Origin of the sequence: Sphingomonas abaci (assembly GCF_014199625.1) — a bacterium.
GTDB classification, from domain to species: domain Bacteria; phylum Pseudomonadota; class Alphaproteobacteria; order Sphingomonadales; family Sphingomonadaceae; genus Sphingomonas; species Sphingomonas abaci.
The window spans coordinates 85,857-103,910 of record NZ_JACHNY010000003.1; the positions used below are offsets into that span (position 1 = coordinate 85,857).

Consider the following 18,054-nt stretch of genomic DNA (forward strand, 5'->3'; position numbering starts at 1 on the left):
CGGGAGCCCGCTGGACCGCAGGAGCCGATCAGGCAGTCAGCCGCGCCGCATCGCCGTCCGCCACCAAGAGGTGCAGCACGCCGGGGCAGGGCCGCGCCACCGCCGCGATGCCGAGCGCGAGCAGGCCGGCGTCCTCCACGCCGCTCGAATCGCGCAGCGCCACGCGCAGGCGGCCGCCATGGAGGCTCGCCCGCTCGACATTGCCCTCGCCGCCCAGCGCGCCCAGCAGCGGCGCAGGAAGCGGCACTGCTGGGGTTGCGGTCGTGTCGGCGGGCGCGGCGACCGGTGCGGCGGTTCCGCCACCCTGGGCCAGCGCGTCGCGGATCTCGACCGCCACGACATCGGCGATGGGCCCCAGCACCACTTGCAGGGCGGTGGCCGACGGGCGGATCAGCCCGCGCGCGCCGAGCGCCTTGAGCGCGGCTTCGTCGACCGCCGCCTGGTCCCTGACGACCAGCCGCAACCGGGTGGTGCAGGCCCCGACCGTGGTCAGGTTCGCGCCGCCGCCCAGGGCGCGGGCAAAGGCCGCGCCGCGCTCCGCCACCGGCGTCGCCGTCCCCGTCGCGGGCGCCGAGGCGTCGCGGCCCGGCGTCTTCAGGTCGAACCAGCGGATGAAGACGCGGAACACGGTGTAATAGATCACCGCATAGACCAGCCCGACCGGGATCAGCAGCAGTGGCCGTGTCGCCTTGCCGAAATTCAGCACATAGTCGAGCAGCCCGGCCGAGAAGCCGAAGCCGAGCTTTACGCCCATCGCCGCCATCAGCGTCATCGACAGGCCGGTCAGCACCGCATGGATCGCGTAGAGGACGGGCGCGAGGAACATGAAGCTGAATTCGATCGGCTCGGTCACCCCGGTCAGCGCCGAGGTCAGCGCCAGGCTGAAGAGCAGGCCGCCGACCGCCTTGCGCCGATCGGGCAGCGCCTCGTGATACATGGCGAGGCAGGCGGCGGGCAGGCCGAACATCATCACCGGGAAGAAGCCGGCCATGAACGCGCCGGCATTGGGATCGCCCGCGAAGAAGCGGCGCAGGTCGCCGGTCGCGCCGTGATAGTCGCCGACCACGAACCAGGCGATGTTGTTGAGCAGGTGGTGCAGCCCGGTGACGAGCAGCAGCCGGTTGAGCAGCCCGAACACGAACAGCCCCGCGCCGCCCGCACCGATGATCGCATAGCTCAGTCGGTCGATGCCGGCGCTGATGCCGGCGAAACCCAGGCCGGCGACCGCCGCCAGCACCAGCCCGGCGAGCCCCGCGACGATCGGCACGAACCGGCGTCCGCCGAAAAAGGCGAGATATTCTGGAAGCTTGATCGCCGAGAAGCGATTGTAGAACAGGCCGCCCACCAGTCCGGACAGGATGCCGAGCGGCACGTCGAGCCGCGCCATCGCCTTGGCCTTCCACGCCGCCTTGGCAAGGTCTAGGCCGGCCGGGGTCAGGCCTGCGGCGATATCGGCCGGCACGGTCATCAGCGTCTTGCCCGCCTCGGTCGCGATCAGGAAGCAGGTGACGCCGGCGAGACAGGCCGCGCCATTGCCGTCGCGCGCGAAGCCGGTGGCGACGCCGATCGCGAACAACAGGCCGAGATGGGTGAAGATCGCATCGCCCGCCGCCGAGACGAAGCCGATGTCGAGCAGGTCGGGCTGGCCGAGCCTGAGCAGCAGGCCGGCGATCGGCAGCACCGCGATCGGTAGCATCAGCGCGCGGCCGAGCGGCTGGAGCGCTCCGAGGATCGACTTCATGCGGCAAACTCCCGGGCGAGGCGGCGGACGTCGGCGGCGCTGGAACAGGCAAGCGCCGCCTGGGCATGGGCGCGGGCGGCGGGCAGGGTGAGCCCGGCGACCAGCGCCTTGATATCGGGGACGACCGCCGGGGCGGCGGACAGTTCGGTGACGCCCAGGCCGATCAGGATCGGCACCGCCATCGGATCGGAGGCCAGGCCGCCGCACACGCCGGTCCAACGGCCATGGGCCTGGCCGCCCCGGCACGTCTCGCCGATCAGGCGCAGCACCGCCGGGTGCAGGCCGTCCAGCGCGCTGGCGACGCTGGCATTGCCGCGATCCATGGCGAGCGCATATTGGGTCAGATCGTTGGTGCCGATCGACAGGAAATCCGCCTCGCGCGCGAGCAGGTCGGCGGTGATCGCCGCCGCCGGTGTCTCGACCATCACGCCGAGCGGCACGCGGTCGGTGCGGCCGAGCTCGGCGCACAAGCGGTCGAGCACGGTGCGGACCTGGCGCAATTCGTCCAGGCTGGCGATCATCGGCACCATGATCTTGCATTGTTCGATCGGCCGCACCGACAGGATCGCGCGGAGCTGGTCCTCCAGGATCTCGGGCCGGGCGAGGCCGACACGGATGCCGCGCAGACCCAGCGCCGGATTTTCCTCCGCTGGGATCGGCAGGTACGGGGCGGGCTTGTCGCCGCCGATGTCGAGCAGGCGGATGATCAGCGGCCGTCCCGCCAGCGTGTCGGCGATCGCCTGGTAATCGGCGGTCTGCTCGGCCATGTCGGGAGCGGTCTCACGCTCCAGGAACAGGAATTCGGTGCGCAGCAGCCCGGAGCCCTCCGCGCCGTTCGCCATGGCCAGTGTCGCATCGGCCACCGAGCCGAGATTGGCGAAGACCTCGATCCGCTGTCCGTCCTGCGTGTGGCAGGGGGCATGGCCGCGCGCCAGCGCCTCGGCGCGGCGGGCGGCGGTGGCGGCGATCCTGGCCTCGGCCGCCGCAACCCGGTCCTGTGGGGGATCCAGATGGAGCAGCGCCGCGCCGGCGTCGAGGATGACGCGCGTCCCCGCCGCCACGTCGCGCAGGCCGGGGCCGATCGCGACGAGCGCGGGCAGGCCGAGCGTCGCCGCCAGGATCGCGACATGCGACGTCGGGCCGCCGCGCTCCACCGCGATGCCGGCGATGGTGGCGGTGTCGAGGCCGAGGAGTTGCGAGGGCAGCAGGTCGTCGGCGAGCAGGATCGTGCCGGGCGCGAAGACCGGGGCGGTCGTCTCCACCCCCATCAGCTTCGCGATCAGCTGGCGCTCCAGGTCGCGCATGTCGTCGGCGCGCTCGGCAAGGCGGGCGTCGCCGGTGGCGCGTAGCGCCTCGCCCTGCGGCCGGATCGCGGCGCGCCAAGCGTGCGCGGCGCTGTGTCCCCGTGCGATGCCGTGGCGGGTGGCCTCCAGCAGCGCGGGATCGTCCAGCATCGCGGCATGCGCCTCGACGATCGCGCGCTCCGCGCCATGCGCGATCCGCGCGCGGGCGGTGAGGGCGGTGGCGAGATCGTGCCGGGCGGTGTCGAACGCCGCTTCCTCGGCGGCGATGCCGCAGCCTTCGGCCGGCACGTCGCAGTCGGTCGCGCGCAGCCAGCCGACCGGCCCGACCGCCAACCCCGGCGCGGCGGTGACTCCGCCCAGCGCACCCTCGACCGCCACCGCAGCGGGTGGCGGCGGGGCGATGGGGGCCGGCGCCGGCGCGACGATATCCGCGCCTTCGCCCATGCCGCTCAGGATCAGCGCGGCGACCGCTTCGACCGCGGCTTCCGCCTGCGCGCCGGTGGCCGCGACGGTGACGGTCGAACCATGGGTGAGGCCCAGCGTCAGCACGCCGATCGGGCTGCGCACGCTGCTCGACCGGCCGTCCTTCTCCAGCAGTACCTCGGCGTCGAAGCCCTTGGCGCAATCGGCGATGCGCGCGGCGGGGCGGGCGTGGATGCCATGTGCCAGCGGCACGACGATGTCGCGGGTATGACGCTCGCCACCACTCGCTGCCGCTTGCGTGTCGCCGCCCAAGGCAACCAAAGTCATCAGCGGCGCGCCGACCGCGACCAGCCCCGCCGCGCGCCGCTCGATCGCGAACCGGTCGCCATTGGTGACCAGGATCGGGGTGATGACCGCGCGCGCGTCCTGGACCAGCAGGTCGAGGTCGAAGCGGATCAGCGGATCGCCCGTCGCCACCCGGTCGCCGACCGTGACGAGCGGGGTGAAGCCGCGCCCCGCCAGCGCCACCGTGTCCAGCCCGATATGGATCAGCAGCTCCGCGCCTGCCTCGCTGCGCAGCGTGATGGCATGGCCGGTCGGCTGCACGCCGATCACCGTCGCGTCGCACGGCGCGTGCAGCGTGTCGCCGGTCGGGTCGATGGCGATCCCGTCGCCCAGCATCCGCTCCGCGAACACCGCGTCCGCGACCTTGTCCAATGCGCAAGCCCAGCCCTGCATCGGCACGGTCAGCACGGTGTTCGCCATGGCGGTTCCTTCATGGGGCGGGCCGGGAAGGGGAGCGGCCCGGTCAGGGGTCAGGGGTCAGGTCGGGTCGGTGTCGCCGCCGATGGTGGTCGCGACGGGCTGGAGGTCGGCGGACAGCTGCACCCAGTCGGCGCGGCGGCCGACCGCCAGGCTGCCGCGGTCGTGCGACAGGCCCAGGAACGCCGCCGGGCTGGCCGCGGCCATCGCCATCGCCGCCTCGGGCGCGAGGCCCAGCCGGTGGACGGCGTTGCGCACCGCGCCGGCCATGTCGAGGTCGGAACCGGCCAGCGTGCCGTCCACGCCGACGCAGCGGCCCTCCGCGACCCGGATCGGCTGACCCTGGAGCACGAAGTCCTTGGTCGCCGCGCCGACGCAGGGCATCGCATCGGTCACCAGCATGAACCGGTCGTGCGGCCGGGCGCGCAGCGCGACGCGCAGCGCGGCATCGTCGACATGGAAGCCATCGACGATGATCCCGCACCAGGCGCTCTGGTCGTCCAGCGCCGCGCCGACCACGCCGGGCTTGCGATGGAGCAGCGGCGACATGGCGTTGAACAGATGCGTCACGCCGGTCGCACCGGCCGCGAACGCGGCGGTGGCGGTGGCATAGTCCGCCTCGGTATGGCCCAGGCAGACGCGCACGCCGGCCTGCGCCAGCGCGCGGATGCTGTCCACCGGCACCTGTTCGGGGGCAAGCGTCACCATCACCACGCCGCGCCGGGGACGGGTCAGCAGTTCGAGCAGATCGTCGTCCAGCAGCCGGAAGCGGCCGGCATCATGGATGCCCTTGCGCGCGGTGCTGATCACAGGCCCCTCGACATGGATGCCGACGACGCCGGGCACGCCGGCCTCGATCGCGGCATCGGTCGCGTCGAGCGCGACCGCGATGACGTCGGCGGTGTCGCTGATCAGCGTCGGCATCATTGCCGTGGTGCCATAGGGGCGGTGCGCGGCGGCGATCGCGGCGATCCCCTCCACGGTCGGCATGTCGTTGAGCAGCACGCCGCCGCCGCCATTGACCTGGGTGTCGATGAAGCCGGGCGACAGCCAGCCGCCGGCCATGTCGATCGCATCGGCGTCGGCGGTCGGTTCGATCGCGACGATCACGCCGCCTTCGACCGTGACGGTTCCTTGCGTCCACACGCCGTCCGCCGTGGCGACATGGCCGTTGGTGAAGCCGTGGCGGGTCATAGCGTCTGGGTCACCTTCTTCAGGTGGAGCGGCGCGTCGGGGTTCAGCCCGCGCGTCGCCGCCAGGCGATTGGCCATGCGGTAGAAGCTCTGGATCATCAGGATCGGCTCGATCGCCGGATGCGCGGTCAGCGCCGGCACATGGCCGCCGCCGTCCAGCACCGCATCGGCCAGGCAGACCTTCGCGCCCCGCCCGGCGAACTCGGCCGCCGCCGCGCGCACGTCATCGCCTGCGACATCGGAGGTGGCGAGCGCGATCAGCGGGAAGTCCTGGCCGACGATCGCCATCGGGCCGTGCCGCACCTCGGCCGAACTGAAGGCCTCGGCATGCAGCGCGCAGGTCTCCTTGAGCTTCAGCGCCGCTTCCTGCGCGATGCCGAGACCGAGGCCGCGGCCGATCACGAACAGGTTGCGGGCATCCTTCAGCGTCTGGACCACCGGCGACCAGTCGAGCGCCCAGGCGCGCGCCAGGTCGCCCGGCAGCGAATCGACTGCCTGGCCGAGCTCGGCATCCTGGGTCCAGGCGGCGACGATCGCGGCGAGGCCGGCAAGCGCGGCGATATAGGATTTGGTCGCCGCCACCGACGTCTCCGGCCCCGCCATCAGCGGCACCAGCGTATCGGCGAGCGCGGCGAGCGGCGAACCGGCGTCGTTGACGAGCGCGACGACATGCGCGCCCGCCTCACGCTGCGCGGTGACGGTGGCGAGCAGGTCGGGGCTGCGGCCGCTCTGCGAAATGGCGATGCAGAGCGTCGAGCGCGCCGCGGCCGGAGCCTTGTAGACCGAGGCGACCGAGGGCGCGGCGGAGGCGACCGGCACGCCGGTCATCGTCTCGATCAGATATTTGCCATAGGTGGCGGCATGGTCGGACGAGCCGCGCGCGCAAGTGACGACCACCGCCGGCGGCGACTGGCGCAGCCGCGCGCCGAGTTCCGCGATGACGCGGCCATTGGCGGAAAGCAGCCGGCGCACGGCATCGCCCGCCTCCGCCGCCTCGCGGTGCATCAGGGTGGCTTCGACGGCGGGTGCCGCCTGAAGATCGTTGTCGGTCACGCTGGCCATGTCCTCGTCCCCCGCTGTCGCGCGCCCGCCCATCGGCGCCTGGATAAAGTCGTCATTAGGTCATAAATTGGTATTATTCAAGCGAGGCATTGGCCCGAAGGTCGCGGACCAGCCCGGCGACCGTCTCGACATCGGTGCCGCCGACCTGCTGGCCGACAAAGCCGAAGCGGCGTTCCGGCCAATTCTCTGGCACGGCGCGGGATTGCCGGCAGGAGGCATGGACCTCGGTGATGCCGGTGGCGAGCAGGGCGGGCAGCGTGGCGCGGCTGACGCCGCTGCCGGCCAGGATGGTGATCCGCCCGTCCGCCTGTTCGTGCAGCCGCCCGAGCATCGCCGCGCCATCCACCGCCCGCGGCGCGCCGCCCGAGGTCAGCACCCGGTCGAAGCCGAGCCGGATCGCCTCCTCCAGCGCCGCCGGCAGGTCCGGGCAGAGATCGAACGCACGGTGGAGCGTCAGCGACAGGCGCGCGCCGCGCTCCGCCCCCAGCGCGCGCGCCTGGCCGACCCATTGCGCGAGCAGGCTGACGTCCAGCCGCCGCTGCCGGTCGCTGGCGCCGATGACGACGCCGGCCAGCCCCGCCTCCGCGGCGGTGCGGATATCTTCCGCGACCAGCATCGCCTCGACCCGCGAATAGCTGAAATCGCCTTCGCGCGGGCGGGCGAGCAGATGGACTGGCAGGGGCGCGGCGGCCGCGACGCGGATCAGCGAGACGGGCGGGGTCAGTCCGCCGACCGCCAGCGCCGCGCACAGCTCGATCCGGTCCGCGCCGCCCGCCGACGCCGCGGCGATGCCCGCGACATCCTCGACACAGACCTCCAGCCGACGCCGGGCCGGGCCGGGGCTCATGCCCGGAACAGCGACGGGGCGGGCAGCACCCGCGTCCGCCCGGCCAGGTCGGTCACCGCATAGGTGAAGCCGGGCAACAGGCAGAAGGCACCGACCCGCCCCCGGGGATCGAGCGCCAGGAAGCCGACCTGCACGCCCTTGATCGCATTGCCGCGCAGGGCGGCGATATGCTTCACCACCTCCTCGCACGCGGCCTGGGGCGACAGTCCGGCGCGCATCGACGCGACCACGCGCGCACTGCCCGACACCCGCGTCACCTCCTCGCCCAGCCCGGTCGAGGTGGCGCCGCCGACGCCCGCCTCGACATAGAGGCCGGCGCCGACCTGGGGCGAATCGCCGACCCGGCCACGCATCTTGAACGCCATGCCCGATGTGGTGCACGCGCCCGCCAGATGGCCGGCCGGATCGCGCGCCAGCAGCCCGATCGTGTCATGGTCGAGCGCGCCACCGCGTGGCCGGCGCGCCGATCCGGCATTCTCGCTATTCGCGACCGGCTGGTATTTCGCGGTCTTCAGCCATTCGCGCCATGCCGCCTCGGCGGCGGGGGTGAGCAGGTCGACCTTGGGAAAGCCCTGGTCGCGCGCGAAGCGGGTCGCGCCCTCGCCGACGATCAGCGTGTGCGGAGTCTTCTCCATCACCCGCCGCGCGACCGAGATGGCGTGGACCGTATCCTCCAGCGCCGCGACCGCGCCGACATCGCCGCGATCGTCCATGATGACCGCGTCCAGCGTCACATGGCCGTCGCGGTCGGGATAGCCGCCATAGCCGACCGAATGGTTCTCCGGGTCCGCCTCCGGCACCATCGCTCCCGCTTCGACCGCGTCGAGCAGCGACCCGCCCGCTTTCATCCTCGCGAAGGCGGCCGCGTTGGCGGCGGCCCCGAAATCCCAGGTGGACACGATCAGCGCGGGGTCGGCCGTCCGTCCTTGCGCCCGTACGGCCGTGGCCAGGGGTAGCGCGCCACCGATCGCGCCCAGCGCCGTCACCACATCCCGTCTGCTCGTCATTCCCGGTTCCTCCGCCCCGTCCATGCCGGCCATCATGCCATGGCAAAGGTCATGTGCAAGTCATGGTTCGGTATTGCGCCATTATGGACCTTGGATCGGTCGGGAGGCGGTGGGCGCATGTCCGGCCTATCGACGGAACGGGTTTGGCGCGGGCGGTCGTTCGGCCCCCCGGAACCCCCTCGGCTCTGGTGAAAGCCGGGCAGCACCGAGGGCCCGCTCCCACCCGCCTCCACCTCCGCCTGTGCAGGACTGGCGTGACGGGTTTCTAGGAAATTTCGCCTTCGTCGGGACGGTGGAGGGGATGAGCGGCACGGCGGGTTTCGGGGCGAACCCCGCAAAGGGAAGGGGCATAGCGCCGTCGCAGAACGATCGGTCCGCCGAGAACCATCTGATTCGCCTGGGCGTTTCCCATCCCACCTCGATGCGTGCGCCAGCAAAAAGGGGACGGGCCGGCGATCCGGCGCGTCCCCCTTCCACGATCGCGGCGGCGCAGGCGAGGTCCGCCCGCGCCGGTCGGACGTCACGCCTTCACGTGCGCCGAGATGTACTTGTTCATCTCGAACATGGTCACCTTGTCCTTGCCGAACACCTTCTTCAGGTTGTCATCGGCCAGGATCTCGCGCTTGTTCTCGGGATTCTGCAGGTCGTGAGCCTTGATATACTCCCACACCTTGCTGATGACTTCGCTGCGCGGCAGCTTGTCGTTGCCGACGACGGCGCCCAGTTCGGGCGACGGCTGGACCGGTGCGTGGATGCCGGTGCCGGCCTTGGTCTGCTTGGTGGCGGCCTTCTTGGCGCCGGCTTCCTGCTTGGCAGTGGCCATGTCTGTCCTTCCTGTGAATCGTCATGCCCCCGGTTAGGAGGGACTCACGCCTTCTTGAGCGCTGACGCCTTGTGCGCCGCCTTTCCGCCGTTGTCACTCTCTACGAGATATTGCGGATCGTCCTTCGACGCGCGGACCGTGTGACCCTTGATGCTGGTGTCGCTGGTCAGCTTCTTCTCCACCTCGCCATGCGCGGTGCCGCCATGCGAATTCCAGCTCACCTTGTCGCCCTTCTTCAGATCGGCCATCGCATCCTCCTTAACTTGTGGCACCAAGCGCCCGACATGCGGGTTGGTTGCAGGAGATGACGATGAGTGACGGCGGAACCCCGGCGGATGGCGATCTGGTGGCTGAGGATGGCAAGGTCGCCGTGCCCCCGCACGTCGCCGCCGCGATCCGCACCCTGATCGAATGGGCGGGCGACGATCCCACGCGCGAGGGGCTGGTCGACACGCCGCGCCGCGTGGCGCGCGCCTGGAAGGAATATTGCGCCGGCTATGCCGAGGACCCGACTGTCCATCTCGGCCGCGTGTTCGAGGAGGTCGGCGGCTATGACGAGATCGTGCTGCTCAAGGACATCCCCTTCCAGTCGCATTGCGAGCACCACATGGCGCCGATCATCGGCAAGGCGCATATCGCCTATCTGCCGCGCGACCATGTCGTCGGCATCTCCAAGCTGGCGCGCGTGCTGCACGGCTATGCGCGGCGGCTCCAGGTGCAGGAGCGGCTGACCGCCGAGGTCGCCGACTGCATCTGGACCGGGCTGAAGCCGCTGGGCGTCGCGGTGGTGATCGAGGCGAGCCATGCCTGCATGACCGCGCGGGGCGTCCGCACCCCGGGCGTGGCGATGACCACCAGCCGGATGATGGGCGTGTTCCGCGACGACGACCGCAGCCGCAAGGAAGTGCTTTCGCTGATGGGCCTGAGCGGATGATCGTGCTGGTCACGGGCGCGGCCCGGCGGATCGGCGCGGCGATCGCGCGCGGCGTGGCGGGCGCGGGGCACCGGGTGGTGATCCACTACCATCGCTCGCGCGACGAGGCGGAGGCGCTGGCCCGCGCGCTGGACGGCTGGACGGTGCAGGGCGACCTGGCCGACACCGCGTCGCTGCCGGCCTTATTCGCGCACGCCCGCGCCGCGGCCGGCGCGCCGATCGCGGCGCTGGTCAACAGCGCGTCCCTGTTCGAATATGACATGCCCGGCGCGGTCGACCCGGTGCTGGCGGCCCGGCTCCATGCGGTGAACTGCACCGCGCCGACCCTGCTGGCGAGCGCGCTGGCGGCGCAGGCCGATCTGACGGAAGGGGCGGTGGTCAACCTGCTCGACCAGAAGCTGGCCAATCCCAATCCGGACTTCTTCTCCTACACCCTCTCCAAAGCGGCGCTGGCGGCGGCGGGCGAGCTGATGGCGCAGGCCTTCGCGCCGCGGCTCAGGGTCAATGCGGTCGCGCCCGGCCTGACCCTGCCGAGCGGCGACCAGAGCGAGGCGGAGTTCCGCCGCGTCGCCACGCGCAATCTGCTCCAGCGGCCGGTGGGGGCGGGCGCGGTGGCGGAGGCGGTGGTCTATCTGCTCGGCGCGCGCAGCGTGACGGGTCAGACGCTGTTCGTCGATTCGGGCCAACGGTTCATGCGGTCGGACCGCGACGTGATGTTCGAGGGGCGCGGCGATGGCTGATTATGCGATCCTGATCGACGATTTCGATATCGCGATCCGCCTCGGCATCCACCCGCACGAGGCGGTGCCGCAACGCGTGCGGCTGTCGGTTCGGCTTGACCTCTCCTATCCGGCCGCGCCCGCCGCCGATCGGATCGAGGAGGTGTTCGACTATGACCAGGTGCGCGATGCCGTGCTGGCGCTGGCGGCGGGGCCGGGCTTCGCCTTGCAGGAAAGCCTGTGCGACGCGATCGCCGCGCTCTGCCTGGCCGATCCGCGAGTGATGGCGGTGCGGGTGCGGTCGGCGAAGCTCGACATCTACCCGGATGCGACCGTGGGGTGTGAGGTGGTTCGGGGGCGGTGATCCCCGTTCCTCCCCGGCAAGAAAGTCATCGCCCAGGCCCCAGCTCGCCCACGATTCGTACCGCCCCGGTGCAGGCCGGGGTGGTACGATGGGTTTCGTGAGGCCTCCTCTCGCAGGGGGCAGTCTGTCTCAGCCCCGATTGGCGGCGCTCAGCACGGCGCGGACGCTGGCGGTGGCGATGTCGGTGTCCAGCCCGACGCCGAACACGGTGCGCCCATCGGCCAGCCGGCATTCGACATAGGCCGCCGCCTGCGCATCCGCGCCGTGGCCGATGGCGTGTTCGGAATAGTCGACCACCTCCAGCGCCGGCCCCGTCGAGCCGGCGAGCGCGTCGATCACGCCCGAGATCAGGCCGTTGCCCCGCCCGGAGATGGAGCGTTCCTCGCCATCCACCGCGACGCGGCCGACGAACACGCGCTGCCCGGCCTGGCCCGTCTCCTCATAGTCGCGCAGCACGAAGCGGTCGTCGCCGCGCGGCAGATAGGTCGCCTCGAACCGGCCCCAGATATCGGCGGCGTTCAGCTCGCGGCTGGTCTCGTCGGCCAGCGCCTGGACGTGGCGGCTGAAATCGGCCTGGAGCCGCTTGGGCAGCTTCAGCCCCTTGTCCTGCTCGATCACCCAGGCGACGCCGCCCTTGCCGCTTTGTGAATTGACGCGGATCACCGCCTCGTAGCTGCGGCCGAGATCGGCGGGATCGATCGGCAGATAGGGCACTTCCCACAGGCTGTCGTTGCGCTCGGCCTGCGCGGCGAACCCCTTTTTGATCGCGTCCTGGTGGCTGCCCGAAAAGGCAGTGAAGACCAGGTCGCCGGCATAGGGCGTGCGGGGATGCACGGGCAGGTTGGTGCAATATTGGATGGTGTTCACCACCGCGTCGATGTCCGACAGGTCGAGGCCGGGATCGACGCCTTGCGTGTACATGTTGAGCGCGACCGTCACCAGGTCGCAATTGCCGGTCCGCTCGCCATTGCCGAGCAGACAGCCCTCGACCCGGTCCGCGCCCGCCATCAGCCCCAGCTCCGCCGCCGCGACGCCGGTGCCCCGATCGTTGTGCGTGTGCAGCGAGATCACCACCGAATCGCGGTTGCGGATGTGGCGGCCGAACCATTCGATCTGGTCGGCATAGACGTTGGGCGTCGCGCATTCGACGGTGGCCGGCAGGTTGAGGATGATCGGCCGCTCGGGCGTCGGGCACAACACCGCCATCACCGCCTCGCAGACCTCGACCGAGAAATCGAGTTCGGCGGTGGAGAAGGTCTCGGGCGAATATTCGAACTGCCAGCGCGTATCGGGCTGCTTCGCGGCCTCGTCGCGCAGCACCTTCGCGCCCTCGACCGCAATCCGCTTCACCTCCTCGCGGGTCATGCCGAACACGATCTTGCGCCAGGCGGGCGACACGGCGTTGTAGAGATGGACGATCGCGGTGCGTGCGCCGGTCAGGCTGGCGAAGCTCGTCTCGATCAAGTCGCGGCGCGACTGGGTCAGCACCTGCACCGTCACGTCGTCGGGAATGCGGTCTTGACGGACCAGACCGGAAATGAAGTCGAACTCGGTCGCGCCTGCGCTGGGGAAGCCGACCTCGATCTCCTTCAGCCCGACCTTGCAGAGCAGTTCGAACAGCCGCGTCTTCTTCTCGGCGTCCATCGGGTCGATCAGCGCCTGGTTGCCGTCGCGCAGGTCGGTCGACAGCCAGCGCGGCGCCTGGGTGATCGTCTTGGCCGGCCAGGTCCGGTCGGGAAGGGCGATGGTGGGGAAGGGGCGGTATTTGGTCGACGGGTCGCGCAGCATGGCTCTTCACTCTCGTCTGGCAGGGCGGTGGGCAGGCCGCCGGATCGGGGGAGGTCGGTCGATCGGGCCCTTAGGCGCGGCGCGCGCCACCGGGCGCACGAGCGGGACGACGCGCCTAAGGGCGCGTAAGTCGCAGGAGAAGGCGCGCGATCCGCATCATCGGCCGCCTTCCTAGGCGCAGGCGCCCCGGCTTGTCCAGAAGGTGCAACGTCCCTTACACAGGTTGGCGAAGTCTCGGCGGCAAGTCCTAAGGGGTAAGCCCTTGAAAGGGTGTCGATGCGTCAAATTCTCTATATCAGCTCGAAAACGCCGGGGCAGGACATCAGCGTCGGCAATATCCTCATCCAGTCCCGCCGCAACAATGACGCGGTGGGTGTCACCGGCCTGCTCTATACCGACGGCACCCGCTTCCTCCAGGTGCTGGAAGGCGAAGGGGCGGCCGTGACTGCGACGTTCGAGCGGATTCGTGCCGATCCCCGGCATCACGCGGTGGTGGTCCTGTCGGACAAGGCGGTGGCGGAGCGAAGCTTCGGTCGCTGGGCGATGGCGCACCGCCTGCCGACCGATCCGGCCGACGAGTTCGACGCGCGGGTGACTCGAATGCTGGCGGACGCGTCGGACAGTGTGCGCGGCACGTTTCTGGGACTGATCGCGGTGCGACGTTGAATGGTGCGACATGCCAAGTCTTTGCGAAGACGGGCAAGTGATCATTGCGCCTCCGCGCTCTTCATGATTGGCTAAGCCTGTCGCCTGATCGAACTTTAACAGGATAGCGCTATCCCTGGACCCGTCATTGATGCAGTGAGGGGTACGGAGCATTGCGCCAGATCATCTATGTCAGCACGCTGCGCCACGGCGTGGTCCCGGATACCGCGGGGATCGTCGCCTCGGCACGGCGGCGCAATGCCGAACACCGGCTGACCAGCATGTTGTTCTTCGACGGCCGACGCTTCCTCCAGGCGCTGGAGGGCGAGGCCAAGGCGGTGGAGGCGACCTTCGCGCGCATCGCCGCGGATCCGCGCCATCATGCGCTGATCCAATTGTCCGACCGGCGGATTGACCGGCGCGAGTTCGGGACGGAGGGCCTCGCCTATCGCGCGCCGCTCCAGGCCGATCTGGCGGCGATGGCGCGGATGGCGGTACTGGCGGCGCATAGCGGCCCGGCCGAGCAGGCGGGCTTCGCCAGCTTCGCCGCGCCGCTGGTGCGCGCCGCCTGATCGCACGCCCGCGCCGGGGCGAGCCCGGCGCGGTGCTGTACGGGATCAGTTGGCGGCGAAGGCGGCGTTGATCGTCAGGTCGACCTTGTCGGACACGACCGGCACCGCCATGCCCAGGCCGAAATCGCTGCGGTTGATCGTGCCGGTCGCACGGAAGCCGAAGTTCAGCTTCTTGTTCATCGGGTTCATGCCGGCGCCGACAAAGGTCGCCTTCAGCGTCACCGGCTTGGTGATGTTCTTGATCGTCAGGTTGCCGGTGATCGTCGCGCTGTTGCCGGACGCCTGCACCGAGGTGGAGACGAAGCGCGCGGTCGGATAGGTCGCCGCGTCGAAGAAGTCCTTCGACTTCAAGTGGTGCGCGAAGGGCTCCGCGGTGACCGACAGCTTGTCGATCGGGAAGGTCACGTCGACCTTGGTGGCATTGGGCTTGGCCGGGTCGATGGTGATCGAACCCTCGGACGCGCCGAACTGCCCCTGCAGCATCGAGAAGCCCATGTGATTGACCTGCCAGGTGACCTGGCTGTGATTGGGATCGAGCGGATAGGTGCCGGCCTTGACCAGCGCCGTGTTCGGGCTGCCCGGCAGGCCCTGCGCCAGGACGGGCGCGGCGACGGGGGCGAGGGTGGCGAGCATCAGGACGGCGGCGTAGATGGGACGCATGGTGGTTCTCCCTGTGGATGGGCCATGGGTGCCGTGCGCCGGCTCCCACGTCAAACCGTCAAGCCGGCAACGGATCGTTTCGAAGCCTGCGCCCAGGAGCTTGATCGCCCTGCGAAAAAGGCCGCCGATCCGATGATCGACGGCCTCGTTCCGCCTGGCGGGCGACCGGCTCAGGCGACGTGCGCGGTGGTGGCCCGGCGGCGATAGCGGGCCGCGCCGCCGACCATCGCGAAGCCGACCAGCATCAGCCCCCAGGTCGCCGGCTCCGGCACCATGCCGACCGCACGATAGATGTCGGCGGTGGTCTGGCGATAGCCGCTGTTGGTCAGCGCATCGAACCGGGTGGTCCAGCCGATCGCGTCGAAGGCGGCGATGTCGAGCGCGGTCACGTCCTGCATCTGGCCCCTGCCGGAGGTGGGGTCCATCACGCCGGTCTGCGGCACGCCCGCCGGGCTGTCCTTGAAGTGCGAGGCCTGGCGGCCGTCGCCGTTGCGCACGCCGGTGGCGAAGCGGGAGTCGCCAAACAGCTGCGTCTGCCCGCCATCGATCGAGAAATAGGGCACGCCCTGGGTCGACCAGTCGAGCTCGCCTTCCTGACCATAGCGGAACAGGTCGAGCGGCGTGGCGATGTTGATGAAGTTCTCCAGCGAGCGAAGGCCGCTGCCCGACGCGCCCGGCGCGGTCGCGGCATCGTAGGAATCGACGCCGCTGCGGAAGCCCAGGGCGTGTCCGATCTCATGGATCGCGACGCCGACGAAGTCGAACGCGTCCGACGCGATGCCGTCGGTCGGGTCGAAGTCGAACTTGAACGCGTCGCTGAAGGTGATGCTGCCGTCGACCCGCGTCATGTCGATAGCGTTGCCGCGCCAGTCGGTGGTGATGCCCAGCGCCTTGATGACCGAGCTGTTGACCGCGAGACCGCGATTGTTGCCGGACTCGTCATTGTCGATCCGGGTCGCGGTGTCGACATAACCGACGCCATCGGCCGCCAGCGCATTGGCCCGCACCGTCACCGCGCCCGCCGCCGACAGCGGTCGCAGCGAAGCGACCGCCGCCTGATCGACGCTGGACGTGACGCTGCTGCCCAGCGCGGTGTAGAAGGCCGGATTGAGTATGGCGGAGGTGGTGCTGCCGGTCGAACCCAGGATGCCGGTCCCCAGCGTGGAATAGCCGATATTCAGCTTGATCGTGATGTCGTTGGTCAGGACCGACGACCAATAGGCGGCGGCGGCCTCGAACCCGGCGCGCGCTTGGGTGCCGACGGCGGTGCCGGCGCCGGTGCTGACCAGATCGAAGACGACGGCCTGGGCCGGAACGGATGCCATGCTGGCGACCATGGCGGCACCGAGAAGCAGCGAACGAATCGTCAAAACCTCACCCCTTTTCCCTGTTCCGCGCTCCCGCACCGTGTCGGCGTCAGGATGGACGGATAAAGAGGAGGTTAACCAACTTTCCTCACATGGGTAGCGAAAAGTGAAGACCCCGTGACAAAGCCTTCATGCACGGTTTCCGTCGGCCGGCGGGGCGATCGTAAGACAATGCTTACCGGATCGTGAGACAGCCTGTGTCGGGTTCGCAGGGCAATGGAGGAGAAGGCGGAGATGCAGGCACGTCGGTCGTCCAACGACAATCGCCGCGAGCGCCGCCTGGCGGTGGCATGCCGCGCGACGGCGCGGATCGCCTTGTCGGTCGAGGTGCTGGACGCGTCGCGCTCCGGGTGCCGGGCGCGCATCTCCATGCCCCTGCCGGTCGGCACCACGCTGAAGATCGCGCTGCCCGGCGGCGCCGAACGCCATGCCCGCGTCGCCTGGGTGCAGGACGACGTGTTCGGCTGCGAGTTCATGGCCCCGCTCGGCAGGCTGGAGCTCGAATCGCTGGTGGTCGCGACACCGGTCGCGCGGCCCTGCGCCTGAGGGGCGGCGTCCACGTCGGTCACGCCCGGGCGCGAAGGGTGCGCAGAGCGGTTGGCGGTCCTTCTCCGGCGACTCCGGCGAAGGGGGGCGCTTTGCAGACGTCGACATTGCGTTCCCACTATCCGGCGCGGCCGGGATGGTATGGTGGACATGGCAAAAGTCCGCCACCGCCGGGTTGACCGCCTCCACGCAGCAAAACGCCACCCCGACGGTCCATCGGGGTGGCGCTTCAAGTCGCCGCCAGGTCGGCCGGTGTCAGTTCTTCGCCTTGTCGACCAGCTTGTTGGCGCCGATCCAGGGCATCATCGCGCGCAGCTCGGTGCCGACCTTCTCGATCGGATGCGCGGCGGCAGCCTTGCGCGCCGCCTTCAGCTCGGGCTGGCCGGCGCGGTTGTCGAGCACGAAGTTCTTGACGAAGCGACCGCCCTGGATGTCGGCGAGCACCCGCTTCATCTCCTTCTTCGTCTCCTCGGTGATGATCCGCGGGCCGGTCGTGATGTCGCCATATTCGGCGGTGTTCGAGATCGAGTAGCGCATGTTGGCGATGCCGCCCTCATAGAGCAGGTCGACGATCAGCTTGGTCTCGTGCAGGCACTCGAAATAGGCCATTTCGGGGGCATAGCCCGCCTCGACCAGCGTCTCGAACCCAGCCTGGATCAGATGGGTGATGCCGCCGCACAGCACCGCCTGCTCGCCGAACAGGTCGGTCTCGCACTCTTCCTTGAAGTTGGTCTCGATGATGCCCGAGCGGCCGCCGCCGACGCCGGAGGCATAGGCGAGCGCCAGGTCGTGCGCATTGCCGCTGGCGTCCTGGTGGATCGCGATCAGGCAGGGAACGCCGCCGCCACGCGCATATTCGCTGCGCACCGTGTGACCCGGGCCCTTGGGGGCGATCATGATGACGTCGATATCCGCCGGCGGCTCAATCAGGCCGAAATGGACATTGAGGCCGTGCGCGAAGGCGAGCGCGCTGCCCGGCTTCATATTGCCCTTCAGGTCCGCGTCCCAGATCGCCGCCTGGTGCTCGTCGGGCGCCAGGATCATGACGATGTCGGCCCAGCCGGCCGCCGCCTGGTTCGACATCACCTGGAAGCCGGCGTCGAGCGCCTTCTTGGCGGTCGGCGAGCCCTCGCGCAGGGCGATCGCGACCTGCTTCACGCCCGAATCACGCAGGTTCTGCGCATGGGCATGGCCCTGCGAGCCGTAACCGATGATCGCGATCTTCTTGTCGGTGATGAGGTTCAGATCGGCGTCGCGATCGTAATAGACACGCATGAGATGACTTCCCTTTGGCTTA

18 protein-coding genes are annotated in these 18,054 nt (G+C 70.0%); 6 read left to right on the forward strand and 12 right to left on the reverse strand.

The window, feature by feature from the left end; genetic code table 11:
• Positions 1 to 28: 28 nt before the first annotated feature.
• The 8 genes from nagE to GGQ96_RS08045 all read right to left on the reverse strand — a co-directional run bounded on the left by nagE (position 29) and on the right by GGQ96_RS08045 (position 9,410).
• Positions 29 to 1,741, reverse strand: coding sequence for an N-acetylglucosamine-specific PTS transporter subunit IIBC (nagE, locus tag GGQ96_RS08010; RefSeq protein WP_184113383.1), 1,713 nt, complete (start codon positions 1,739 to 1,741; stop codon positions 29 to 31).
• Positions 1,738 to 4,233 (reverse strand): phosphoenolpyruvate--protein phosphotransferase, encoded by a 2,496-nt coding sequence (ptsP, locus tag GGQ96_RS08015; protein WP_184113385.1) that lies wholly within the window; start codon positions 4,231 to 4,233, stop codon positions 1,738 to 1,740. Before ptsP ends, nagE begins: the two co-directional genes overlap by 4 nt.
• Before the next feature lie 57 nt (positions 4,234 to 4,290).
• Positions 4,291 to 5,424, reverse strand: coding sequence for an N-acetylglucosamine-6-phosphate deacetylase (nagA, locus tag GGQ96_RS08020; RefSeq protein WP_184113387.1), 1,134 nt, complete (start codon positions 5,422 to 5,424; stop codon positions 4,291 to 4,293).
• Positions 5,421 to 6,485, reverse strand: coding sequence for an SIS domain-containing protein (locus GGQ96_RS08025; RefSeq protein ID WP_184113389.1), 1,065 nt, complete (start codon positions 6,483 to 6,485; stop codon positions 5,421 to 5,423). Before GGQ96_RS08025 ends, nagA begins: the two co-directional genes overlap by 4 nt.
• Positions 6,486 to 6,558: 73 nt before the next feature.
• Entirely contained in the window at positions 6,559 to 7,332 is a 774-nt protein-coding gene (locus GGQ96_RS08030; protein ID WP_184113391.1) for a copper homeostasis protein CutC, read from the reverse strand.
• Positions 7,329 to 8,339: a glycosylasparaginase gene (locus tag GGQ96_RS08035; protein ID WP_184113393.1), complete on the reverse strand. Its 1,011-nt coding sequence runs from the start codon at positions 8,337 to 8,339 to the stop codon at positions 7,329 to 7,331. The genes GGQ96_RS08030 and GGQ96_RS08035 overlap by 4 nt, the downstream gene beginning before the upstream one ends.
• 520 nt (positions 8,340 to 8,859) lie before the next feature.
• Positions 8,860 to 9,162: an SWIB/MDM2 domain-containing protein gene (locus GGQ96_RS08040; RefSeq protein WP_184113395.1), complete on the reverse strand. Its 303-nt coding sequence runs from the start codon at positions 9,160 to 9,162 to the stop codon at positions 8,860 to 8,862.
• A 44-nt stretch (positions 9,163 to 9,206) separates the two neighbouring features.
• Positions 9,207 to 9,410 (reverse strand): hypervirulence associated TUDOR domain-containing protein, encoded by a 204-nt coding sequence (locus GGQ96_RS08045; RefSeq protein WP_184113397.1) that lies wholly within the window; start codon positions 9,408 to 9,410, stop codon positions 9,207 to 9,209.
• Positions 9,411 to 9,472: 62 nt separating this feature from the next.
• Here GGQ96_RS08045 and folE point away from each other — a divergent pair, with 62 nt between their 5' ends.
• From folE to GGQ96_RS08060, 3 genes are read left to right on the forward strand one after another with little or no spacing between them, the layout of a single operon-like run.
• Positions 9,473 to 10,096 (forward strand): GTP cyclohydrolase I FolE, encoded by a 624-nt coding sequence (gene folE / locus GGQ96_RS08050; protein ID WP_184113399.1) that lies wholly within the window; start codon positions 9,473 to 9,475, stop codon positions 10,094 to 10,096.
• Complete coding sequence (locus GGQ96_RS08055) at positions 10,093 to 10,836, forward strand: SDR family oxidoreductase (RefSeq protein WP_184113401.1); 744 nt, start codon at positions 10,093 to 10,095, stop codon at positions 10,834 to 10,836. The genes folE and GGQ96_RS08055 overlap by 4 nt, the downstream gene beginning before the upstream one ends.
• Positions 10,829 to 11,179, forward strand: coding sequence for a dihydroneopterin aldolase (locus GGQ96_RS08060; protein ID WP_184113403.1), 351 nt, complete (start codon positions 10,829 to 10,831; stop codon positions 11,177 to 11,179). Before GGQ96_RS08055 ends, GGQ96_RS08060 begins: the two co-directional genes overlap by 8 nt.
• A gap of 129 nt (positions 11,180 to 11,308) precedes the next feature.
• Here GGQ96_RS08060 and leuA read toward each other — a convergent pair whose 3' ends face one another.
• Complete coding sequence (gene leuA, locus GGQ96_RS08065; RefSeq protein WP_184113405.1) at positions 11,309 to 12,967, reverse strand: 2-isopropylmalate synthase; 1,659 nt, start codon at positions 12,965 to 12,967, stop codon at positions 11,309 to 11,311.
• 276 nt (positions 12,968 to 13,243) lie between these two features.
• Between leuA and GGQ96_RS08070 the strand changes: the two genes are divergently transcribed.
• Both GGQ96_RS08070 and GGQ96_RS08075 read left to right on the forward strand, forming a co-directional pair.
• Positions 13,244 to 13,633, forward strand: a complete 390-nt coding sequence (locus GGQ96_RS08070) for a BLUF domain-containing protein (protein ID WP_184113407.1) — start codon at positions 13,244 to 13,246, stop codon at positions 13,631 to 13,633.
• A 152-nt stretch (positions 13,634 to 13,785) separates the two neighbouring features.
• Positions 13,786 to 14,184, forward strand: coding sequence for a BLUF domain-containing protein (locus GGQ96_RS08075; protein WP_184113409.1), 399 nt, complete (start codon positions 13,786 to 13,788; stop codon positions 14,182 to 14,184).
• A 45-nt stretch (positions 14,185 to 14,229) separates the two neighbouring features.
• Here the strand turns inward: GGQ96_RS08075 and GGQ96_RS08080 are convergent, their stop codons facing one another.
• Both GGQ96_RS08080 and GGQ96_RS08085 read right to left on the reverse strand, forming a co-directional pair.
• Positions 14,230 to 14,844 (reverse strand): YceI family protein, encoded by a 615-nt coding sequence (locus GGQ96_RS08080; RefSeq protein ID WP_184113411.1) that lies wholly within the window; start codon positions 14,842 to 14,844, stop codon positions 14,230 to 14,232.
• Positions 14,845 to 15,014: 170 nt separating this feature from the next.
• A complete protein-coding gene (locus GGQ96_RS08085; protein ID WP_246360332.1) occupies positions 15,015 to 16,214 on the reverse strand; it encodes an NF038122 family metalloprotease in 1,200 nt (399 codons plus the stop codon).
• A gap of 231 nt (positions 16,215 to 16,445) precedes the next feature.
• Between GGQ96_RS08085 and GGQ96_RS08090 the strand changes: the two genes are divergently transcribed.
• A complete protein-coding gene (locus GGQ96_RS08090) occupies positions 16,446 to 16,757 on the forward strand; it encodes a PilZ domain-containing protein (protein WP_184113419.1) in 312 nt (103 codons plus the stop codon).
• A gap of 255 nt (positions 16,758 to 17,012) precedes the next feature.
• Here GGQ96_RS08090 and ilvC read toward each other — a convergent pair whose 3' ends face one another.
• Positions 17,013 to 18,032, reverse strand: a complete 1,020-nt coding sequence (gene ilvC, locus GGQ96_RS08095; RefSeq protein ID WP_184113421.1) for a ketol-acid reductoisomerase — start codon at positions 18,030 to 18,032, stop codon at positions 17,013 to 17,015.
• Between the last annotated feature and the right edge of the window lie 22 nt (positions 18,033 to 18,054).